The organism is Amycolatopsis cynarae, assembly GCF_026802195.1.
GTDB lineage: Bacteria > Actinomycetota > Actinomycetes > Mycobacteriales > Pseudonocardiaceae > Amycolatopsis_E > Amycolatopsis_E rhizosphaerae.
Genome location: NZ_CP113836.1, coordinates 1,976,437 through 1,994,436 on the forward strand (window position 1 = coordinate 1,976,437; position 18,000 = coordinate 1,994,436).

The following is an 18,000-nucleotide window of genomic DNA, read 5'->3' on the forward strand; positions in this document are numbered from 1 at the left end:
GCACCCGCCCACCCGCACCGACCACGACAAGAGGTTTCTCACGATGACTGACGACAACAAGCTGGTCGACTATCTGAAGCGGGTGACCGCGAACCTGCAGGAGACGCGGGAGCGGCTGCGTGAGGTCGAAGCGGCGGAGACGGAACCGATCGCGATCGTGGCGATGGGCTGCCGGTACCCGGGGGACATCCGCTCGCCCGAGGACCTCTGGGAGCTTCTCGCCCAGGGCCGCGACGCGATCGGCGAGTTCCCCACGGACCGCGGCTGGGCGCTGGACACGCTGTTCGACGCCGATCCGGACAGCCCGGGCACGAGCTACGTGCGCGAGGGCGGCTTCGTCCACGACGTCGCCGACTTCGACGCGCCGTTCTTCGGCATCTCGCCGCGCGAGGCGCTCGCCATGGACCCGCAGCAGCGGCTCGTGCTGGAGCTGGCGTGGGAGACCTTCGAACGGGCGGGCATCGCGCCGCACGCCCTCGCCGGGCAGCAGGTGGGGGTGTTCGTCGGCAGCGGCGGGCAGGACTACTACGACGAGCTCCCGCCGTCGGTGCTCGCCGGGGAGGTGGAGGACTACCTGAGCACCGGCAACGCCGGTTCGGTGATCTCCGGCCGCGTCGCCTACGCGCTGGGCCTTCAGGGCCCGGCGGTCACGATCGACTCGGCGTGCTCTTCGTCGCTGGTCGCCCTGCACCTGGCGGTGCAGTCGCTGCGGCAGCGGGACTGCTCGCTGGCGCTGGCCGGCGGGGTGATGGTGATGTCGCGGCCCGGGCCGTTCCTGGCGTTCAGCCGCCAGCGGGGGCTGGCCCCCGACGGCCGCTGCAAGGCGTTCTCCGACAGCGCCGATGGCACCGGCTGGGCCGAGGGCGCGGGCACTCTGCTGCTGGAGCGGCTTTCCGACGCGCGCCGCAACGGCCACCCGGTGCTCGCCGTGGTGCGCGGCTCCGCGGTGAACTCCGACGGCGCGTCCAACGGGCTCACCGCCCCGAACGGCCCCTCACAGCAGCGGGTGATCCGGCAGGCGCTGGCCAACGCGCGGTTGTCGGCGTCCGATGTGGACGCCGTCGAGGGGCACGGCACCGGTACCACGCTGGGTGATCCGATCGAGGCGCAGGCCTTGCTGGCGACCTACGGCCAGGACCGCCCCGCGGACCGGCCGCTGTGGCTGGGCTCGGTCAAGTCGAACCTCGGCCACGCACAGGCCGCGGCCGGGGTCGGTGGCGTGATCAAGATGGTGATGGCGCTGCGCCACGAGATGCTGCCCGCGACGCTGCACGTCACCGAGCCGTCGACCGAGGTCGACTGGTCGGGCGGGAATGTCGAACTGCTCACCGAGGCGCGCGAGTGGCCGGTCGCGGACCGTCCGCGCCGCGCCGGGGTGTCCTCCTTCGGCGTGAGCGGCACCAACGCGCACGTGATCGTCGAGGAGGCACCGGATCTCGCCGAGCCCGCCGAGTCCGCCGGGCAGGAGGCGCCGAGCTGGCCCGAGGGGGTTCCGGTGCCCTGGCCGGTCGCCGGGCACGGCACCGCGGCGCTGAAGGCGCAGTCGCGGCGGCTGCTATCCTTTGTGGACGATGTTTCGCCGCTCGACCTGGGCTTTTCGCTGGCCACGTCCCGGTCGCCGCTGACGCACCGCGCCGTGGTGCTGGCCGCCGATCCGGCCGGAGCGAAGGCCGCTCTGGCCGCCCTCGCCGACGGCGGCACCGGCGGCACGCCCGGTCTGGTCACCGGCACACCGGCCGAGGGCCTCACCGCGTTCCTGTTCTCCGGGCAGGGCGCCCAGCGGGCGGGCATGGGGGCGGAGCTGGCCGCGGCGTTCCCCGTGTTCGCCGAGGCACTGGACGAGGTCTTCGCGGAGCTGGACCGGCACCTCGACCGTCCGTTGAGGACAGTGGTGTTCACGAAGCCGCGGCTGATCAACCAGACCGGCTACACCCAGCCCGCGCTGTTCGCGATCGAGGTGGCGCTGTTCCGCCTGCTGTCCTCGTGGGGCCTCAAACCGGACTTCCTCCTCGGCCACTCGATCGGGGAACTGGCCGCCGCGCACGTGGCCGGGGTGCTGTCGCTGACCGACGCCTGCACCCTCGTCGCCGCCCGCGCGAAGCTCATGCAGGCACTTCCCTCCGGGGGCGCGATGGTCGCGCTGCTGGCCACCGAGGAGGAGGTCACGCCGCTGCTGACCGGGCAGGTGAGCATCGCGGCCATCAACGGGCCCAGCTCCGTGGTGCTCTCCGGCGCGGAGACCGAGGTCGGCGCCGCCGTCGCGGCCTTCCTCTCGCGGTTCGAGGGCCGCAAGTGCTCGAAGCTGAAGGTGTCGCACGCCTTCCACTCGCCGCTGATGGAACCGATGCTGGCCGAGTTCGCCGCCGTCGCCCGTACGCTTTCCTACTCCGCGCCCGGCATCCCGCTCGTCTCGAACGTCTCCGGCAGGCTCGCCGGGCCCGAGATCGCCACCCCGGAGTACTGGGTCGAGCACGTGCGCGCCGCCGTCCGGTTCCACGACGGTGTCGGTGTGCTGGCGGCCCAGGGCGTCACGCGGTTCGTCGAGGCCGGTCCGGACGGCGTGCTGTCCGGACTCGTCCGGCAGAGCCTCGAGGGCCGGGACCCGGTGGTCGTCCCCGTCCTGCGCCGGGACCGCCCGGAGCCGCTCGCCGCACTCACCGCGCTCGCCGGACTGTTCGTCGCCGGGCTCGTCCCGGACTGGGCCGCGGTGTTCGCCGGGCGGGGCGCGCGGCGCGCCGACCTGCCCACGTATGCCTTCCAGCGCAAGCGGTACTGGCTCGCGGCCCGCGCCAACCGCGACGAGGTGACCGCCGCCGGTCTCACCGCGGCGGGGCACCCGCTGCTCGGCGCGGCCGTGACGCTCGCCGGTGGCGAGGGCACGGTGCTCACCGGGCGGTTGTCGGTCGAGACCCACCCGTGGCTGGCCGAGCACCGGCTCGGCGGCATCGTCACCGTGCCCGGCACGGCGTTCCTGGAACTGGTGGTCCGCGCCGGTGACCAGGTCGGCGGCGGCCGGATCGGGGAACTGACCCTGGGCAGCCCCCTGGTCGTGCCGGAGACCGGCGGTGTCGGCGTGCAGGTGACGGTCGGGCCCGCGGGCCCGGACGGCACCCGCTCCGTGACCGTCCACTCGCGGCCCGAGGGCGCGGAGGCCGGCGAGCCGTGGACGCTGCACGCGAGCGGCACCGTCGCGCCCCGGTCGCACCGGGGCGGAACGGAACTGGCCGAGTGGCCGCCGACGGGTGCCGAGCCGGTGCCGATCGACGGCCTGTACGAAGACTTCGCCGACACCGGGCTCACCTACGGCCCGCTGTTCCGCTCGCTGCGCGCGGTGTGGAGCCGGGGGCGCGAGGTGTTCGCCGAGGTCGTGCTGCCCGAGGACAGCGGTGCCGAGCGCTTCGGCCTGCATCCGGCGGCGCTCGACGCCTGCACGCACGCACTGCGCGTCGCCGGCGGCGGCGACGGCGGGGCCGGCCGGGTCCCGTTCTGCTGGACCGGGGTCGAACTGCATGCCACCGGGGCTTCGGCACTGCGCGTGCGCTTCACACCGACCACCGAGGACGGCTTCGAGGTCGTGCTCGCCGACGCCACCGGCGCGCCGGTGGCCACGGTGGGCGAAACGGTGTTCCGCGCGTTCACCACGCCGGTCGCCGCTGCGGCGCCCCCGCTGTACCGCGTCGACTGGCGGCCCGCGGCCCTGCCGGAATCCACTTCGGACAGTTCCGGGACGGAAATCTTCTCCTGCCTGGGCGAGGCGGGCACCGCGGAGGAGGTGCACACGCTGACCCGGCGCGCGCTCGTCGCCGTGCAGGACTGGCTGGCGGCGGACCACCCGGAGGGCGCGCGGCTGGTCGTGGCGACGCGCGGCGCCATCCCCGTCGGCGACACCAGCACCACCGATCCGGCCGCCTCCGCCGTCTGGGGCCTCGTGCGCTCGGCGCAGGAGGAGAACCCCGACACGTTCCTGCTGCTGGATCTCGACCGCGAGGCCGGGGACACAGACGTCCACAGTGTACTGCCGAGGTTACTCGCGGCCGGGGAGCCGCAGGCCGCCGTCCGTGCCGGGACGGTGTACGTCCCGCGGCTCGTCCGCGTGGCGGACGAAGCGGAGCCGGTGACCTTCCCGTCGCACGGCACGGTGCTGATCACCGGTGCCTCCGGTGCGATCGGCGGCACGCTCGCCCGGCATCTGGTCACCGGGCACGGCGTGCGCAGGCTGGTGCTGGTCAGCAGGCGGGGCACCCCGGAACTGGAGCGCCTGGCCGCCGAACTCGGCGAACGGGGCGCGGAGGTCGTGCTCGCCCGGTGCGATGTCGCCGACCGTGCCGCGCTCGCCGCGGTGCTGGCCGCGATCCCGGCCGAACACCCGCTGACCGCGGTGGTGCACGCCGCCGGTGTGCTCGACGACGGCGTGCTGACGTCGCTGACGCCGCAACGCTTGGCCGACGTGCTGCGGCCGAAGGCCGACGGCGCGCTGAACCTGCACGAACTCACCCGGGACATCCCGCTCTCGGCCTTCGTGCTGTTCTCCTCGGTGTCCGGGGTGCTCGGCGCACCGGGGCAGGGCAGCTACGCCGCGGCCAACGCGTTCCTCGACGCACTCGCCGCCCATCGCGTGGCACAGGGCCTTCCCGGGCTGTCGCTCGGCTGGGGCCTCTGGGGCGAGATCGGCGGTATGGGTGGCACGCTGTCCGCCGAAGAGGTCGCCCGCCTGGCCGCGAGCGGGATCGTGCCGCTGGCGTCGGCGGAGGCACTGGCGATGTTCGACCGGGCACTGGCCGTCCCGAGACCGTCCGTCGTCCCGGCGAAACTGGACCTGCCGGTGCTGCGCCGGCTGGGCCGGATCCCGAAGCTGCTGGAGGAGCTCACCGGCGGGCCCGCCCGGCGGATCGCCTCGGCCGGCGCCGAGTCCACGGCCCCGGCCGGTTCGTTCGCCGCCCGCCTGCTGGCCCTGCCGGAGGCCGACCAGGCCGACGCCGCCCTCGAACTGGTGCGCGGCCGGGCCGCGGCCGTACTCGGCTATGGCGGCGCGCACGAGATCGAGCCCTCGGCGCAGTTCCAGTCGCTTGGGTTCGACTCGCTCACCGCGATCGAACTGCGCAACGGGCTCACCGCGGAAACCGGCCTGCGGCTGCCCGCGACGCTGATCTTCGACCACCCCACGCCGTCGTCGCTGGCCGGGTACCTGCTGGCCGAGCTGACCGGCACCGGCGAGCGGTTGGCCACCGCCGGGACCGGCCAGGCCGGTGCCGACGAGCCCGTCGCGATCGTCGGCATGGCCTGCCGGCTGCCCGGCGGGGTCACCTCGCCGGAGCAGCTGTGGGAACTGGTGGCGGGCGGCCACGACGGCATCGGCGACTTCCCGGCCGACCGCGGCTGGGACCTCGGTGGCCTGGTCGACCCGACCGGCCGCAGGCCCGGCACCACCTACGTCGCGCGCGGCGGGTTCGTCTACGACGCGGGCGACTTCGACCCCGGGTTCTTCGGTGTCTCCCCGAAGGAGGCACCGATGATCGACCCGCAGCAGCGGATGCTGCTCGAAACCTGCTGGGAGGCGCTGGAACGGGCCGGGATCGACCCGCTCTCCCTCAAGGGCAGCCCGACCGGCGTGTACGCGGGTGTGCAGTACCACGATTACGCGGGGGCGAACAGCGCCGGTTCTCTCGTCACCGGGCGGGTGTCCTACACCCTGGGCCTTCAGGGCCCCGCGGTCAGCGTCGACACGGCGTGCTCGTCGTCGCTGGTCGCTATGCACCTGGCGGCGCAGGCGCTGCGCGGCGGTGACTGCACGCTCGCGCTGGCGGGCGGGGTCACGGTGATGGCGACCCCGGAGACCTTCGTCGAGTTCAGCCGTCAGCAGGGGCTGGCCGCCGACGGCCGGTGCAAGGTGTTCTCCGACGACGCCGACGGCACCGTGTGGTCCGAAGGCGCCGGCGTGCTGGTGCTGGAGCGGTTGTCCGACGCCCGCAGGCTCGGCCACCCGGTGCTCGCGGTGCTCAAGGGCAGCGCGGTCAACCAGGACGGCACCTCCAACGGACTGACCGCCCCCAACGGTCCCGCACAGCAGCGGGTGATCCGCGCGGCGCTGGCCGACGCGGGCCTGAATCCGTCCGAGGTGGACGCCGTCGAGGCGCACGGCACCGGCACCAGGCTGGGCGACCCCATCGAGGTCCAGGCGCTGCTGGCCACCTACGGCAGGGAGACCTCCGCCGAGCGTCCACTGTGGATCGGCTCGGTGAAGTCCAACCTCGGCCACACCCAGGCGGCCGCGGGCGCGGCCGGGGTGATCAAGATGGTGTTGGCGATGCGGCACGGCGAGCTGCCCGCGACGCTGCACGTCGAGCGGCCGTCGAGCGAGATCGACTGGTCCTCCGGTACCGTCCGTGCGCTGACGGAGCCGGTGAAGTGGCTGCCCAACGGCCATCTCCGCCGGGCCGGTGTGTCGTCCTTCGGGGTCAGCGGCACCAACGCGCACGTGATCCTGGAGGAGGGTGACCGGCAGGAGGCCGTGCCCGGCGGCCTGCCCGGCTACGACGGCCCCGTCGCGTGGCCGGTCTCCGGCCGTGGCGCGGCGGCGCTGCGGGCGCGGGCCGAGCAGCTCTTGTCCTTTGTGGACGAAGAGCCGGAGGGCAGCCTCGCGGACATCGGCTTCGCACTGGCCACCACGCGCAGCGCGTTCGACCGCCGCGCGGTGGTCATCGGGCGCCGGTCGCCGGAGTTCGTCCGCGGTCTCGCGGCGCTCGTCGACGAAGAGCCGGCGCGGGGCCTGGTCACCGGGGTCGCCGCCGCGGGCGGGCGCACCGCCTTCCTGTTCGCGGGCCAGGGTTCGCAGCGGGTGGAGATGGGCGAGGGGCTGGCGCGCGAGCACCCGGCGTTCGCCTCGGCCTACGACGAGGTCTGCGCCGAGCTCGACCGGCACCTCGACCGGCCGATCCGGGAGATCGCCGCCGGGCCGGAGCTCGACCGGACCCGGTACACCCAGCCCGCGCTGTTCGCGCTGGAGGTCGCACTGTTCCGCCTGGTGCGCTCCTGGGGCGTGAAGCCGGACGTGCTGGCCGGTCACTCGATCGGCGAACTCGCCGCGGCCCACTGCGCCGGTGTGCTCTCCCTGCCGGACGCGGCGAGGCTGGTGGTCGCGCGGGGCGCGCTGATGCAGGCACTGCCCGAGGGCGGGGCGATGGTGGCGATCGACGCGACGCCCGAGGCCGTCCGCGCGGCCGCGGGGGACAGCGTGGACATCGCCGCGGTGAACGGCCCGAGCGCCGTGGTGATCTCAGGAGCCGCCGAAGCGGTGGCGGAGGTGGCGGCGAAGTTCGGGCGCACCAAGCGGCTGCGCGTCTCCCACGCCTTCCACTCCCGCCTGATGGACCCGATGCTGGCGGAATTCCGGGCGGTCGCGGAGGAACTGGCCTACGAGCCGCCGCGGATCCCGGTGATCTCCACGGTCACCGGCGAACCGGCGGCCGGGCTGGACTCGCCCGGGTACTGGGTACGGCAGGTCCGGGAGGGCGTGCGGTTCCTCGACGCGGTCACCAGCGCGGCGGCGAGTGGCGTCACCCGGTTCCTGGAGCTGGGCCCGGACGGCACCCTCACCGCGATGGCGGACGGCTGCCTCGACGAGCGGCCCGAGGGCCTGGTGCTGGCTTCACTGCTGCACAGGGAACAGGACGAGGCCGTCGCCGCGCTGACCGGCATCGCGCGTCTTCACGTGAGCGGGGCCGAGGTCGACTGGGCGGCGGTGTACCGGCCCACGGGCGCCCGTACGGTTCCGCTTCCGACGTATCCGTTCCAGCGGCAGCGTTTCTGGCTGGAGAGCGTGGCGTCCTCGCCTGGCCAAGAGGACCACCCGCTGCTCGGGTCGCCCCTGGAACTGGCCGGGCAGGCGGGGCTGGTGTTCAACGGACGGCTCTCGGCGGGCACCCACCCGTGGCTGGCCGACCACGTGGTCGGCGGTTCGATCCTGTTCCCCGGCACCGGTTTCGTCGAGATGGCGATCCGCGCCGGTGACGAGGCGGGCTGCCCCCGGCTCGACGAACTGACGCTGGAGTACCCCCTGGTGATCCCGGAACGCACCGGCGTGCGGGTGCAGTTCGCCCTCGGCGCGGCCGACGACGGCGGGAACCGGGCCTTCACCGTGCATTCGCGGCCCGAGGGTGCGACCGGTGGCGTGCCGTGGACCCGGCACGCCACCGGCAGGCTCGTGGGTACCGGCACGGCGGGATCGGCGGGATCGACGGGAGCGGAGTTCGAGCTGAGCGCCTGGCCGCCGCCCGGCGCCGAGGAGGTCCGGCTCGACGGTACCTACGAGGAGCTGGCCGCCGGGGGACTGGTGTACGGGCCCGCGTTCCGCGGCCTCACCGCGGCCTGGCGGCGCGACGGCGAGGCGTTCGCCGAGATCCGCCTCCCGGCCCCGGTTTCCTCGGTGTCCGATGTGGACCGCTATGGCATCCACCCGGCCGTGCTGGACGCCGCACTGCACACGATCGGCGTCTCCGGTGCGGCCGGGAACGAGCCGGTGCTGCCGTTCGCGTGGGAAGGCGTGCGGCTGCACGCCGTCGGCGCGACGACCTTGCGGGTGCACGTCAGGCCGGTGGGGACCGGCGCGGTCGCACTGGACATCGCCGACGGCACCGGGGCGCCGGTCGCGTCGGTGGAGTCGTTGCTGCTGCGCCCCCTGTCGGCGGTGCCGCAGCCGGTGCGGACCACCGGCCCCGACGCGCTCTTCCGCCTCGCCTGGGAGCAGACCGAACTCGACGCCGTAGCGGAGGTCACGGATTGGACGGTCGTGGGCCCGGACCCCTTCGGCCTCACCGGGGCGCTGGGCGCCGCGGCCGCCGAGGACCTCGACCAAGCCTCCGGCACCGGACTGCTGGTGCTGCCCGCCGGGGGCACCGAGGTGCACGCCGAACTGCACCGCGTGCTCGGCCTGCTGCAGTCCTGGTTGTCCGGGGACCGGTTCGCCGACGGTTCGCTGATCGTGGTGACCCGGGGAGCCGTGGCCGCCGAGCCCGGCGAGGCCCCGGATCCGGTGGGGGCCGCGGTGGCGGGCCTGGTGCGCTCCGCGCAGGCGGAGCATCCCGGCCGGATCGCGCTGGTCGATCTCGGGGCGGGCATCCCCTCGGGCCGGACGCTGGCCGCGGTGTCGGCCTCGGACGAGCCGCAGGTGGCCTTGCGTTCGGGCACCGTGCTGGTGCCCCGGCTGACCCGGGTGCCCGGCCCGGCCGAGGCCGGCCCGGCAGCGCCGGTGTGGGACGCCGAAGGCACGGTGCTGGTCACCGGCGCCACCGGTGCACTGGGCGGCCTCGTCGCCCGGCACCTGGTGACCGCGCACGGGGTGCGGCACCTGCTGCTCGCCAGCCGTCGCGGGGCCGAAGCCCCGGGCGCGGCGGAGTTGTGCGAGGAGCTGACCGGGCTCGGCGCGGAGGTCGTCCTGGCCGCCTGCGACGTGTCGGACCGCGAGGCGGCGGCGGAACTGCTCGCCCGCATTCCGGCGGAGGCGCCGCTGCGCGCGGTCGTGCACGCCGCCGGAGTGCTCGACGACGGTGTGCTGACCTCGCTGACCCCGGAACGCCTGGACGCCGTGCTGCGGCCGAAGGCCGATGCGGCGCTGGTGCTGCACGAGCTGACCCGCGAGCGGGACCTCACCGCGTTCGTGCTGTTCTCCTCGGCCGCCGGGGTGCTCGGCGCGCCGGGGCAGGGCAGCTATGCCGCGGCCAACGCGTTCCTCGACGCGCTGGCCGCCCGGCGCCGGGCCGAAGGGCTCGCCGGTTCGTCGCTGGCCTGGGGCCTGTGGGCGGCCGAGGGCGGTATGGGTGCGGAGCTGGAGGGTGCCGACGCGCACCGCATCGGGGAGACCGGCATCGGTGCATTGTCCACAGAGGACGGTCTACGGCTGCTGGATTCGGCGGCCGGTGCCACCGACGCCCTGCTGGTGCCCATCGCGCTCGACACCGGGGTCCTGTCCGCGGCGGGCGAGGGGGACCTTCCGGCCGTGCTGCGGGGGCTGGCGGGTGCCCGCGGCCGTCGCGCGGCTCAGGACACGGCGGAGGACACCACCGAGTCGCTGGCGCAGAAGCTGGCCGGGCTGCCGGCGAACAAGCGCAGCGCGACCCTGCTGACGCTGGTGCGCACGCACGCCGCCGCGCTGCTCGGGCACGCCGGCCCGGACGCGGTGGAGCCGGACCGCTCCTTCAACGAGGTCGGCTTCGATTCGTTGTCCGCCACCGGTTTCCGGAACAAACTCAGCCTCGTCACGGGCCTGAGGCTGCCGGTGAGCCTGATCTTCGACTATCCGACGCCGCGGATCCTCGCCGAGCACCTCCTCGGTGAGCTGGCCCCGGAACCGGCCGCGGGCGACGGGCCGGGCGCCTCCGCCGAAACCCTGACCGAACAAGGGGTCCGGGACGCGCTGGCGGGCATCCCACTGCACAAGCTGCGGGCCGCGGGCCTGCTGGAGGGCCTGCTGGAGCTGGCGGGCGTGCGGGCGCCGGAGGAAACCGGACCCGAGGCGCCCGCCGTACCGGCGGCCACGATCGACGAACTCGACACCGACGCGCTCATCAGCATGGCGATCGGGGGCGGGGACGACGAGTGAACCGTGTTCCACCCCGGCGTCAGTCGCCACCCCTAATGCGCCCGTACCCGGCCATTATTGCCGGGCCCGCGCGCACTGTGGCCCACTGGTACGGACAGTTTCCGAGCTCCTTGCCGGTTTCCGACCCGAGAAGTTCGTCACCGATCTCGACCCGAAAGAGGAGAGGTAACCGATGGTCACCGGCAACGTGATCGAAGCAAGGGGGCTGCGCAAGTCCTACGGCGAGGTGGAAGTCCTGACGGGCGTCGACCTGAGCGTGGCGCGCGGCACGATGTTCGCGCTCCTCGGCCCCAACGGGGCGGGCAAGACCACGACCGTGCGGATCCTGAGCACCCTCCTGGAGGCCGACGGCGGCACCCTCACCGTGAACGGCCACGACGTCACCCGGCACAAGCGGAAGGTGCGCGAACAGATCGGCCTGACCGGTCAGGACACCGCGGTCGACGAACTGCTCACCGGCCGCGAAAACCTGGAGATGATGGCGCGGCTGTTCCACCTGCCGCCCGCCGCGGTGAAGACCAGGGCCACCGAGCTGCTCGCGCAGTTCGACCTGGTGGAGGCGGCCGGGCGCCAGGTGAAGACCTATTCCGGTGGCATGCGCCGCCGCCTCGACCTGGCGATCAGCCTGATCACCACGCCGCCGGTGCTGTTCCTCGACGAGCCCACCACGGGGCTCGACCCGCGCAGCCGCTCGGCCATGTGGGACGCGATCCGGGAGTTGCTCGTCGGCGGCACCACGATCCTGCTCACCACCCAGTACCTGGACGAGGCCGACCAGCTCGCCGACCGCATCGCGGTGATCGACAAGGGCCGCGTGGTGGCGGAGGGCACGGCGGCCGAGCTCAAGCGCAAAGTCGGCACCGAGCGGCTGAAGCTCGCCTTCGGCGGCACCGGTGCGGCGCTGAAGGCGAAGGGCGTCCTCGGCGCCATCGGGGTCACCGCCGTGCTGACCGAAAACACGGTGAGCGTCGCCATCGAAGAGCCCGCGCAGGTGCGGCGGGTGCTCAACGAAGTCGGTGACGCGGGCCTCGAGGTCACCGGGCTCGAGCTGTCCGAACCGACCCTGGACGACGTTTTCCACACCCTTACCGGAACCGCGGGAGAGAAGCGATGACCCAGACCCTGTCACCGGAGACCGAGGGAAAACACCTTCCCGCCGCTCCCGGCCGTTCCCCGCTTTCGCTGGTGCTGTCCGACTGGCGGGTGCTGATCGGCCGCAACATCAAACACATCACCCGTAACCCGGAAATGCTGTTCCAGGCGGTGTCGCTGCCGATCGTGCTCCTGCTGCTGTTCCGCTTCATGTTCGGTGGCGCGATCAACTCGCCCGGCATGGCCTACATCGACTACCTGGTGCCGGGCCTGGTCGTGGTGAGCATCGGCTTCAACGCCACGACCACCGTGGTCGGTGTCGCCTCCGACCTCACGAACGGCCTCGTGGAGCGGTTCCGGTCCATGCCCATGGCGGGGTCGGCGGTACTGGTGGGTCATGTGGCCGCGGGAGTGCTGCGAAGCGCGCTGTCGCTCGTGGTGATGGTGGGCGTCGGTCTCGCGATCGGTTTCCGCCCCGGCGGCGGGCTGCTCGGCTGGCTGGGGGCGCTCGGCCTGCTCGCCCTGTTCGCGGCCGGTGTGTTCTGGCTCGCCACGCTGCTCGGCACCATCGCCAAGACCGTCGAAGGCGCGAGCGGGCTCGGCATGATCCTCGTCTTCGTGCCGTATGCCACCAGCGCACTGGTGCCGACCGCGTCGATGCCGGGAGTGCTGCGGGTGGTGGTCCAGAACCAGCCGGTGACCGTGCTCATCGACGCGGTCCGTGCGCTGATGAACGGCACGGACCTCGGCTCCACCGGGTGGCTCGCGCTGACCTGGTGGGTGGCGATCACGGCGCTGGCCGCGGTGTTCGCGGTGCGGAAGTTCCACCAGCGCGCCGGCGGCTGAAGGCCCGCACTCCTTTCGGGGCGGCCCGTGCTTTGCACCGGCCGCCCCCCGGCGCGTCCGCACAAGGTCCACTTTAGATCGGTCGGGCACTCTGCGTGGAGAAGAGCGGAACAGCCCGTGAAGTGAGGTGGCCCGATGCCGACCCGAATCACCGAAACAACGGCCGACGCCATCGGCCCGTGGTTCGCTCCGACGTCCGCCGATCCCGCCGGTGCCGTGGCCTTCCTCGCCGAACTCGCCGACCGGGTCACCCATCGCCGCGGCACGGGCCGGGTCTTCGTGCCGGGCGGTGGCCCGGTGGCCGGGGCACTGGCGGGGGAGGGCTACCGCGTCACCGACGGCACCGACCGCACCGACGGCACTGCCGGCACCGACGGCCCGCTCGGCTCCGGTCCGCGCTTCGACGTCGTCTTCTCGGGTTCGGACGAGCTTGCGCGGCTTCTCGCCCAGCGCGACCAGCTTCGCCTTGTCCGGCGGCTTGCGGCGTTCCTGCGCCCCGGCGGTGCCCTGGTGATCCAGGGTCGTCATCCCGACCCGGCCGCCTGGGCGAGGGACGCGCTGGTGGCCGACCACGACCCCCTGCGTCAGACCCTGCTCCTGGCCGGGGCGCGGTTCCCGCAGCGGTACGTGTGGCCCGCGGAACTGGATCTCATGGCGGAACTGGCCGGGTTGGCACCCGAGGGCTGCTGGGGCGGCTGGTACGGCGAACCCGTGGTGTGCGGCGGTGTGGTGGTGTCGGTGTTCCGCAGCTGATCCACCGGGCGCGGCGACGCCGAACGGCCCAGCCCCACCGCCGGTGGCGGGGGACCGGGCCGGGTGCCGGAGACGCGAAGGGGGTCAGACCGCGTCCGACAGTTCGCCGACGAGGATCGTGTGGTGCAGTTTCCGCAGTGAGCTGCCGGGTTCGATGCCCAGTTGCTCGACCAGGTTCTGTCGTGCGGAGGCGAAGGTTTCCAGCGCCTCGGCCCGCCGGTTCGAGCGCAGGAGTGCGGTCATCAGGTACTCGTAGAACGTTTCCCGCAGCGTGTGCTCCTTCGCCAGTGCGGAAAGCTGCCCCACGATCTCGCGATGCCTGCCGACCAGCAGTTCCGTCTCCATCAGCAGTTCCAGGCATTCCAGCCGGCTTTCCTCCAGCAGTGCGGCGCAGGACTGGATTTCGGGCGAGTCGGCGAACCCGCCGAAGGCCGCGCCGCGCCACAGGTCGGTGGCTTCACGCAGGACGGCCGCCGCCTGGCGGTAGCTGCGGTCCTGGTGCAGGGCACGCCCCTGCTGGTAGAGGCGGGTGAAACGGTCGGCGTCGAGCTCGTCGGTTCCGACGCGGAGCGAATAGCCGCGCGGGTTGGTGACCAGCGGGCTCTCGTCCGCGTCCTCGCCCGTGCCGCGAAGCTGCTTCCGCAACTGGGAAACGTAGACGTAGAGCGCGGCGTTGGCTCGCGCGGGCGGATTCTCGCCCCAGATCTCGCTGATCAGGTACTCGGTGGTCACAACCTGGTTGCGTTTCGCCAGCAGTACGGCGAGCAGCGTCTCGATCTTGCGTGCCCGCGGTGCGCTGACACCGGGCCGGCCGCTGACTCTGATTTCTCCGAGTATCTCGTAATGCATCTGAAGTGCCCTCCGGTGTCCGCGTTGTCCGGGATCTGCCCGTGGCGCCTCGTCCGTCCCCCAGCGCCTGGTGTCTGCCGGTGCGTGTCCGGCTCCACAGTCGGAGCCTACTGAACCGACCGGCCGGTTTTCAAGGATAAAACCGGGAGGTCGGTCGGTTTGTTTGGCCATGAGGTCCGCCGTAAGCCATTCGGGGGAACGGATCTTCGGGGTTGTACCCGATAGTAAACCGGGCGGTTGGTATGTAATAATGGAGAAGCGATGCGGGTCGAGTGTCCCGTGTCCGTGGTTCGGGACTGGAGGGGCGACGGTGACCAAACAGGCGCGCTCGGAGCAGACACGGCGCCTGCTGCTGGATGCCGCCGCCCAGCTGCTGCACCGGCATGGCTATGCGGCCACCAGCTTGGTGGACATCTCCCGCGCGGCCGGTGTCACGAAGGGCGGCCTGTACTTCCACTTCTCCTCCAAGGACGAGATCTGCGACGAGGTCCAGGACGGCGCGGTCGCCATGCTGCGGGAACACGTGGCTCGCGAACTCGCCGCCCCGCTGCCCGCCCTGCGGCGGCTGGCCAACCTCGGCCACACACTCATGCGCTGGCTCGACACCGAGCCGCGGGTGGGCGCCAGCTTCCGCGTGGCGCGCGAGATGGGCGCCAAGGACGAGCGGTTCGTGTCGTTTTCCCGCGCCTGGGTCGCGCAGGTCCACGAGTACGTGACGGAGGCGGGCGCCCGCGGTGAGCTCCGGCCGGGGGTGCGGGCCGACCGGGCCACGCTCCTGGTGGTGGCCGTCTGCGTCGGCCTCGAGTCCGCGGTTGGCGGCGGAACCGTCGCACCGGAAACCGATTTCGCCGGGACGCTGAGCGACCTCTGCCGGTTCATCGACCTGTCGGGGCCTGGCGGCGGCACCGTCGGCGACGGCGCCGCCGCCGATCGGGCGGCGGGGAAGTAACCGCTTTCAGGCCGGGACGGTGCCGGTGTCGGTGAGAGTGCCCGCCGCGGAGAACTTGTGCCGCCGCCGGGGTGGCACCACCGAGTTCAGGATCGTTTCCCACATGAAGGTCACGCGCTCGGGCAGGTCGGCTCGCCCGGTGAGTACCTGCGAGGTCAGCTGGATCCCGGTGAACGAGCCGATCACGAACTGTGCGAGCTGGTGCACGTTGACCTCCTCGCGAAGGTCGCCCGCCGCCTTCGCGGCGAGCAGGAAGCTGTGGACCGTATCGATCCACTGCTTGTAGGCGCTGCTCGCGGGCAGGAGGAACGAGCCCTGCTCGATCACGAGCCGGATGCCTGCCCGCACGCGGACGTCATGCTGCAGGCTGATCGCCAGGTGGTGGCCGAGGTCGATGACCGTCTGCAGTCCCGGCTTGTCTATTTCGGACAGTGCCTCCCAGACCCGGAACTGCTCGTCGATGAGCGCGTCGGCGAGATCTTCCTTGGCCTTGAAGTGGAAGTACAGCGCTCCCTTGGTGACCCCGGCCTCGGCGAGGATGTCCGACAGGCTGGCGCCCACGAAGCCGACTTCGTCGAACCGGGAAGCCGCGGCTTGCAGGATGGCGTTCCGTGTTTGTTCCGCACGCTCTTGGCGGGCCAAGGCAGGTTCCTCCGTAATCCTCGCGGGAAGATCAACTTTAGACCGTCGGGCGGATGTCCGCTACGCCGAAAGGCCAGTCTAACGCGCGGGGCTGTCAGGGGCCAGAAAAAAACCGGTGGGCAGGTATGGTTTTCCCGGTTCGTCTCCGGTACAAACGGAATGGTCTGGGGCAAGTTTTTTTCTGGGAGGAAGACGTGATCGGTACTTTGTTACTGGAGGCTGCTCACAAAACCAGCGAGACCGAGACCGGCGAACGATCCGTGCCGAGGCAACTCGGCTTCCAGCAGACGATTCCGCGGAGCTTCGTGCACCGCGCGGCCGTCTCGGAGGTCTTCGTCACCGATCTCAACATACTTGGCGAGGGCAGGGCGGAGATCGGCGCGCAGTGGCCGCGCCGGCACAGTTTCTTCGGCCCGCGAACCCCTTCGTCCCACGACCCGATGCTTTGCGCGGAGACGTTCCGGCAGGCGGGGCTCCTGATCGCCCACCAGGTCTACGGAATCCCGCTCGGGCACAGTTTTCTCTCCGACCACAAGACCTACTCGGTGGACGCGGCGGGCCTGGGCACCGTGGGCAGGCCCGTCGACGTGGTCCTGCAGGCCAGTGCGCACGACATCCAGTACCGCGGAAAGAACGTTGCCGGAATGCGACTGGACTTCGAATGCTTCCGGGACGGTCACCGCATCGGCAGTGCCTCTGAGCGCTGGCGCTGCGTGTCTTCGGCGGTCTACCGGCGCGTGCGAGGCGATCATTTCGCGGCGACGCCGTTCCAGGCCAGGGCGCGGCCGACGGTGGCGCCGGCGCTGGTCGGCCGCGAGCGGGCGGAGGACGTGCTGCTGGCGGCCGCCAGCTCGGAGACGGCGGCGGCCGCAACCTTTTCCCTGCAGTTCGATCCGGACCACGCGGTGCTGTTCGATCACCCCGTGGACCACGTGCCGGGCATGGTGCTCATGGAGGCGGCGCGTCAGGCGGCGCTGCTGGCCGTCGGCGATCCCCATGCCCTTCCCGTGGACGTGGAGTTCGGGTTCGACGCCTACGTGGAATTCGACGCGGAATGCCTGCTGCTCGTCACGGCGGAACCCGTCGCGGCGGACGGCACTCGCCGCGTGCGGGTCGTGGCCAGGCAGAACGGCGCCACCGCCGCCTCCGGCTCGCTCGCGATGCGCCTGTCATGAAGGCCGTCCCGGAAACGGCCACCACGCCGGACATCCTGGTCACCGGCGCGAACGGCTTCGTGGGATCGGCGGTGGTACGTGAGCTGGTGGCGCGGGGCGCGGGCCCGCGAGTTCGCGTCCTCGTCCGGCGTCCGGTTCCGGAGTGGATGACGGACTCCGGTGTGACCGTGTGGTGCGGTGACCTGACCGACGCCGCCTGCCTCACCGGGTCGTGCACCGGGATCACCACCGTGGTCCACCTCGCCTCGCAGGTCGGCGGGGATCCGGCGCTGTGCACGGCGGTCAACGAACGGGGCACCGGCAGTCTCCTCCAGCAGGCCCGCCGGGCCGGTGTCCCGCGCGTGCTGTACCTCAGTACGTGCGCGGTCTATCGCGACGGTGTCCACCGGGGAGCCGCGGAACCCGGCCATCCCGACCGTCGCGCACCACCGGGCTCCGTTCCGGTCACGGATCCGTCGTCGGCGACCAGTCGCAGCCGGCTGGCGGGGGAGCGCCTGGTCCGGGCCGCGGGGGGCATCGTCCTGCGCCCGCACCTGATCTACGGCGAGGGCGACCGCCACGTGGTGCCCACACTGGCCCGCTGGCTGCGTGCCGTTCCGGCGTGGGCGGCGGGCGGCTCGGCGCGCACCTCGCTCGTCGCGGTCACCGACCTGGCCGCGGTGATCGGGGCGCTGGCGCTGCACCCCGGCACCGGCCGGTCCGGCGACGTGTTCCACGTGGCCGGACCGCGTCCGCTGGCCATGCGCAGGCTGCTCACCCTGGTGTGCGAGCTGCTCGACCTTCCGCTCCCCACCGTGGATCTGTCGCTCGGCGAGCACCGCGCCCGCACTCGCGCGGTACTGCCCGCGGTGAGCGATCACCAGTATTCCCTGCTCACCCGGGACCACTGGTACGAGAGCAGCCGCATCTGGTCGGTGACCGGGGTGTCGCCGGGGCCGGGCCTCGCCCGGCGTTTCGCGGAGGCGGCGGACTGGTACCGGGAAACACTGGGCAGCGGGGACCGGTCTCCCGTGCTGCGGTGAGGCCGTTGCGGGCCCAGGGAATGGCGGTGCGATGCCGGGACCGACCGGCATCCGCTTCGCCCGCCGTCAGCGCCCTTC

General features: G+C 72.6%; 9 protein-coding genes. 7 read left to right on the forward strand and 2 right to left on the reverse strand.

Annotated elements, in window-relative coordinates; genetic code table 11:
* Positions 1-43: 43 nt before the first annotated feature.
* The 4 genes from ORV05_RS09400 to ORV05_RS09415 all read left to right on the forward strand — a co-directional run bounded on the left by ORV05_RS09400 (position 44) and on the right by ORV05_RS09415 (position 13,285).
* Positions 44-10,594 carry a type I polyketide synthase gene (locus tag ORV05_RS09400; RefSeq protein WP_268758062.1) on the forward strand — a complete coding sequence of 3,517 codons (10,551 nt, stop codon included), beginning with the start codon at positions 44-46 and terminating at the stop codon, positions 10,592-10,594.
* A gap of 172 nt (positions 10,595-10,766) precedes the next feature.
* Complete coding sequence (locus tag ORV05_RS09405; RefSeq protein WP_268758063.1) at positions 10,767-11,708, forward strand: ATP-binding cassette domain-containing protein; 942 nt, start codon at positions 10,767-10,769, stop codon at positions 11,706-11,708.
* A complete protein-coding gene (locus ORV05_RS09410) occupies positions 11,705-12,532 on the forward strand; it encodes an ABC transporter permease (protein WP_268758064.1) in 828 nt (275 codons plus the stop codon). The genes ORV05_RS09405 and ORV05_RS09410 overlap by 4 nt, the downstream gene beginning before the upstream one ends.
* Positions 12,533-12,667: 135 nt before the next feature.
* The gene (locus ORV05_RS09415; protein WP_268758065.1) at positions 12,668-13,285 is read left to right on the forward strand and encodes a methyltransferase domain-containing protein; all 618 of its coding nucleotides are present in this window, start codon (positions 12,668-12,670) and stop codon (positions 13,283-13,285) included.
* Between the two features lie 84 nt (positions 13,286-13,369).
* Here the strand turns inward: ORV05_RS09415 and ORV05_RS09420 are convergent, their stop codons facing one another.
* Positions 13,370-14,134 carry an AfsR/SARP family transcriptional regulator gene (locus tag ORV05_RS09420; RefSeq protein ID WP_268758066.1) on the reverse strand — a complete coding sequence of 255 codons (765 nt, stop codon included), beginning with the start codon at positions 14,132-14,134 and terminating at the stop codon, positions 13,370-13,372.
* Between the two features lie 310 nt (positions 14,135-14,444).
* Here ORV05_RS09420 and ORV05_RS09425 point away from each other — a divergent pair, with 310 nt between their 5' ends.
* Positions 14,445-15,083 carry a ScbR family autoregulator-binding transcription factor gene (locus tag ORV05_RS09425; protein ID WP_268758068.1) on the forward strand — a complete coding sequence of 213 codons (639 nt, stop codon included), beginning with the start codon at positions 14,445-14,447 and terminating at the stop codon, positions 15,081-15,083.
* A gap of 6 nt (positions 15,084-15,089) precedes the next feature.
* Here the strand turns inward: ORV05_RS09425 and ORV05_RS09430 are convergent, their stop codons facing one another.
* The gene (locus ORV05_RS09430; protein ID WP_326938130.1) at positions 15,090-15,725 is read right to left on the reverse strand and encodes a ScbR family autoregulator-binding transcription factor; all 636 of its coding nucleotides are present in this window, start codon (positions 15,723-15,725) and stop codon (positions 15,090-15,092) included.
* Positions 15,726-15,919: 194 nt separating this feature from the next.
* Here ORV05_RS09430 and ORV05_RS09435 point away from each other — a divergent pair, with 194 nt between their 5' ends.
* Both ORV05_RS09435 and ORV05_RS09440 read left to right on the forward strand, forming a co-directional pair.
* Complete coding sequence (locus tag ORV05_RS09435; RefSeq protein ID WP_268758069.1) at positions 15,920-16,900, forward strand: ScbA/BarX family gamma-butyrolactone biosynthesis protein; 981 nt, start codon at positions 15,920-15,922, stop codon at positions 16,898-16,900.
* A complete protein-coding gene (locus tag ORV05_RS09440) occupies positions 16,897-17,922 on the forward strand; it encodes an NAD-dependent epimerase/dehydratase family protein (protein ID WP_268758070.1) in 1,026 nt (341 codons plus the stop codon). Before ORV05_RS09435 ends, ORV05_RS09440 begins: the two co-directional genes overlap by 4 nt.
* The last annotated feature ends 78 nt before the right edge of the window (positions 17,923-18,000 follow it).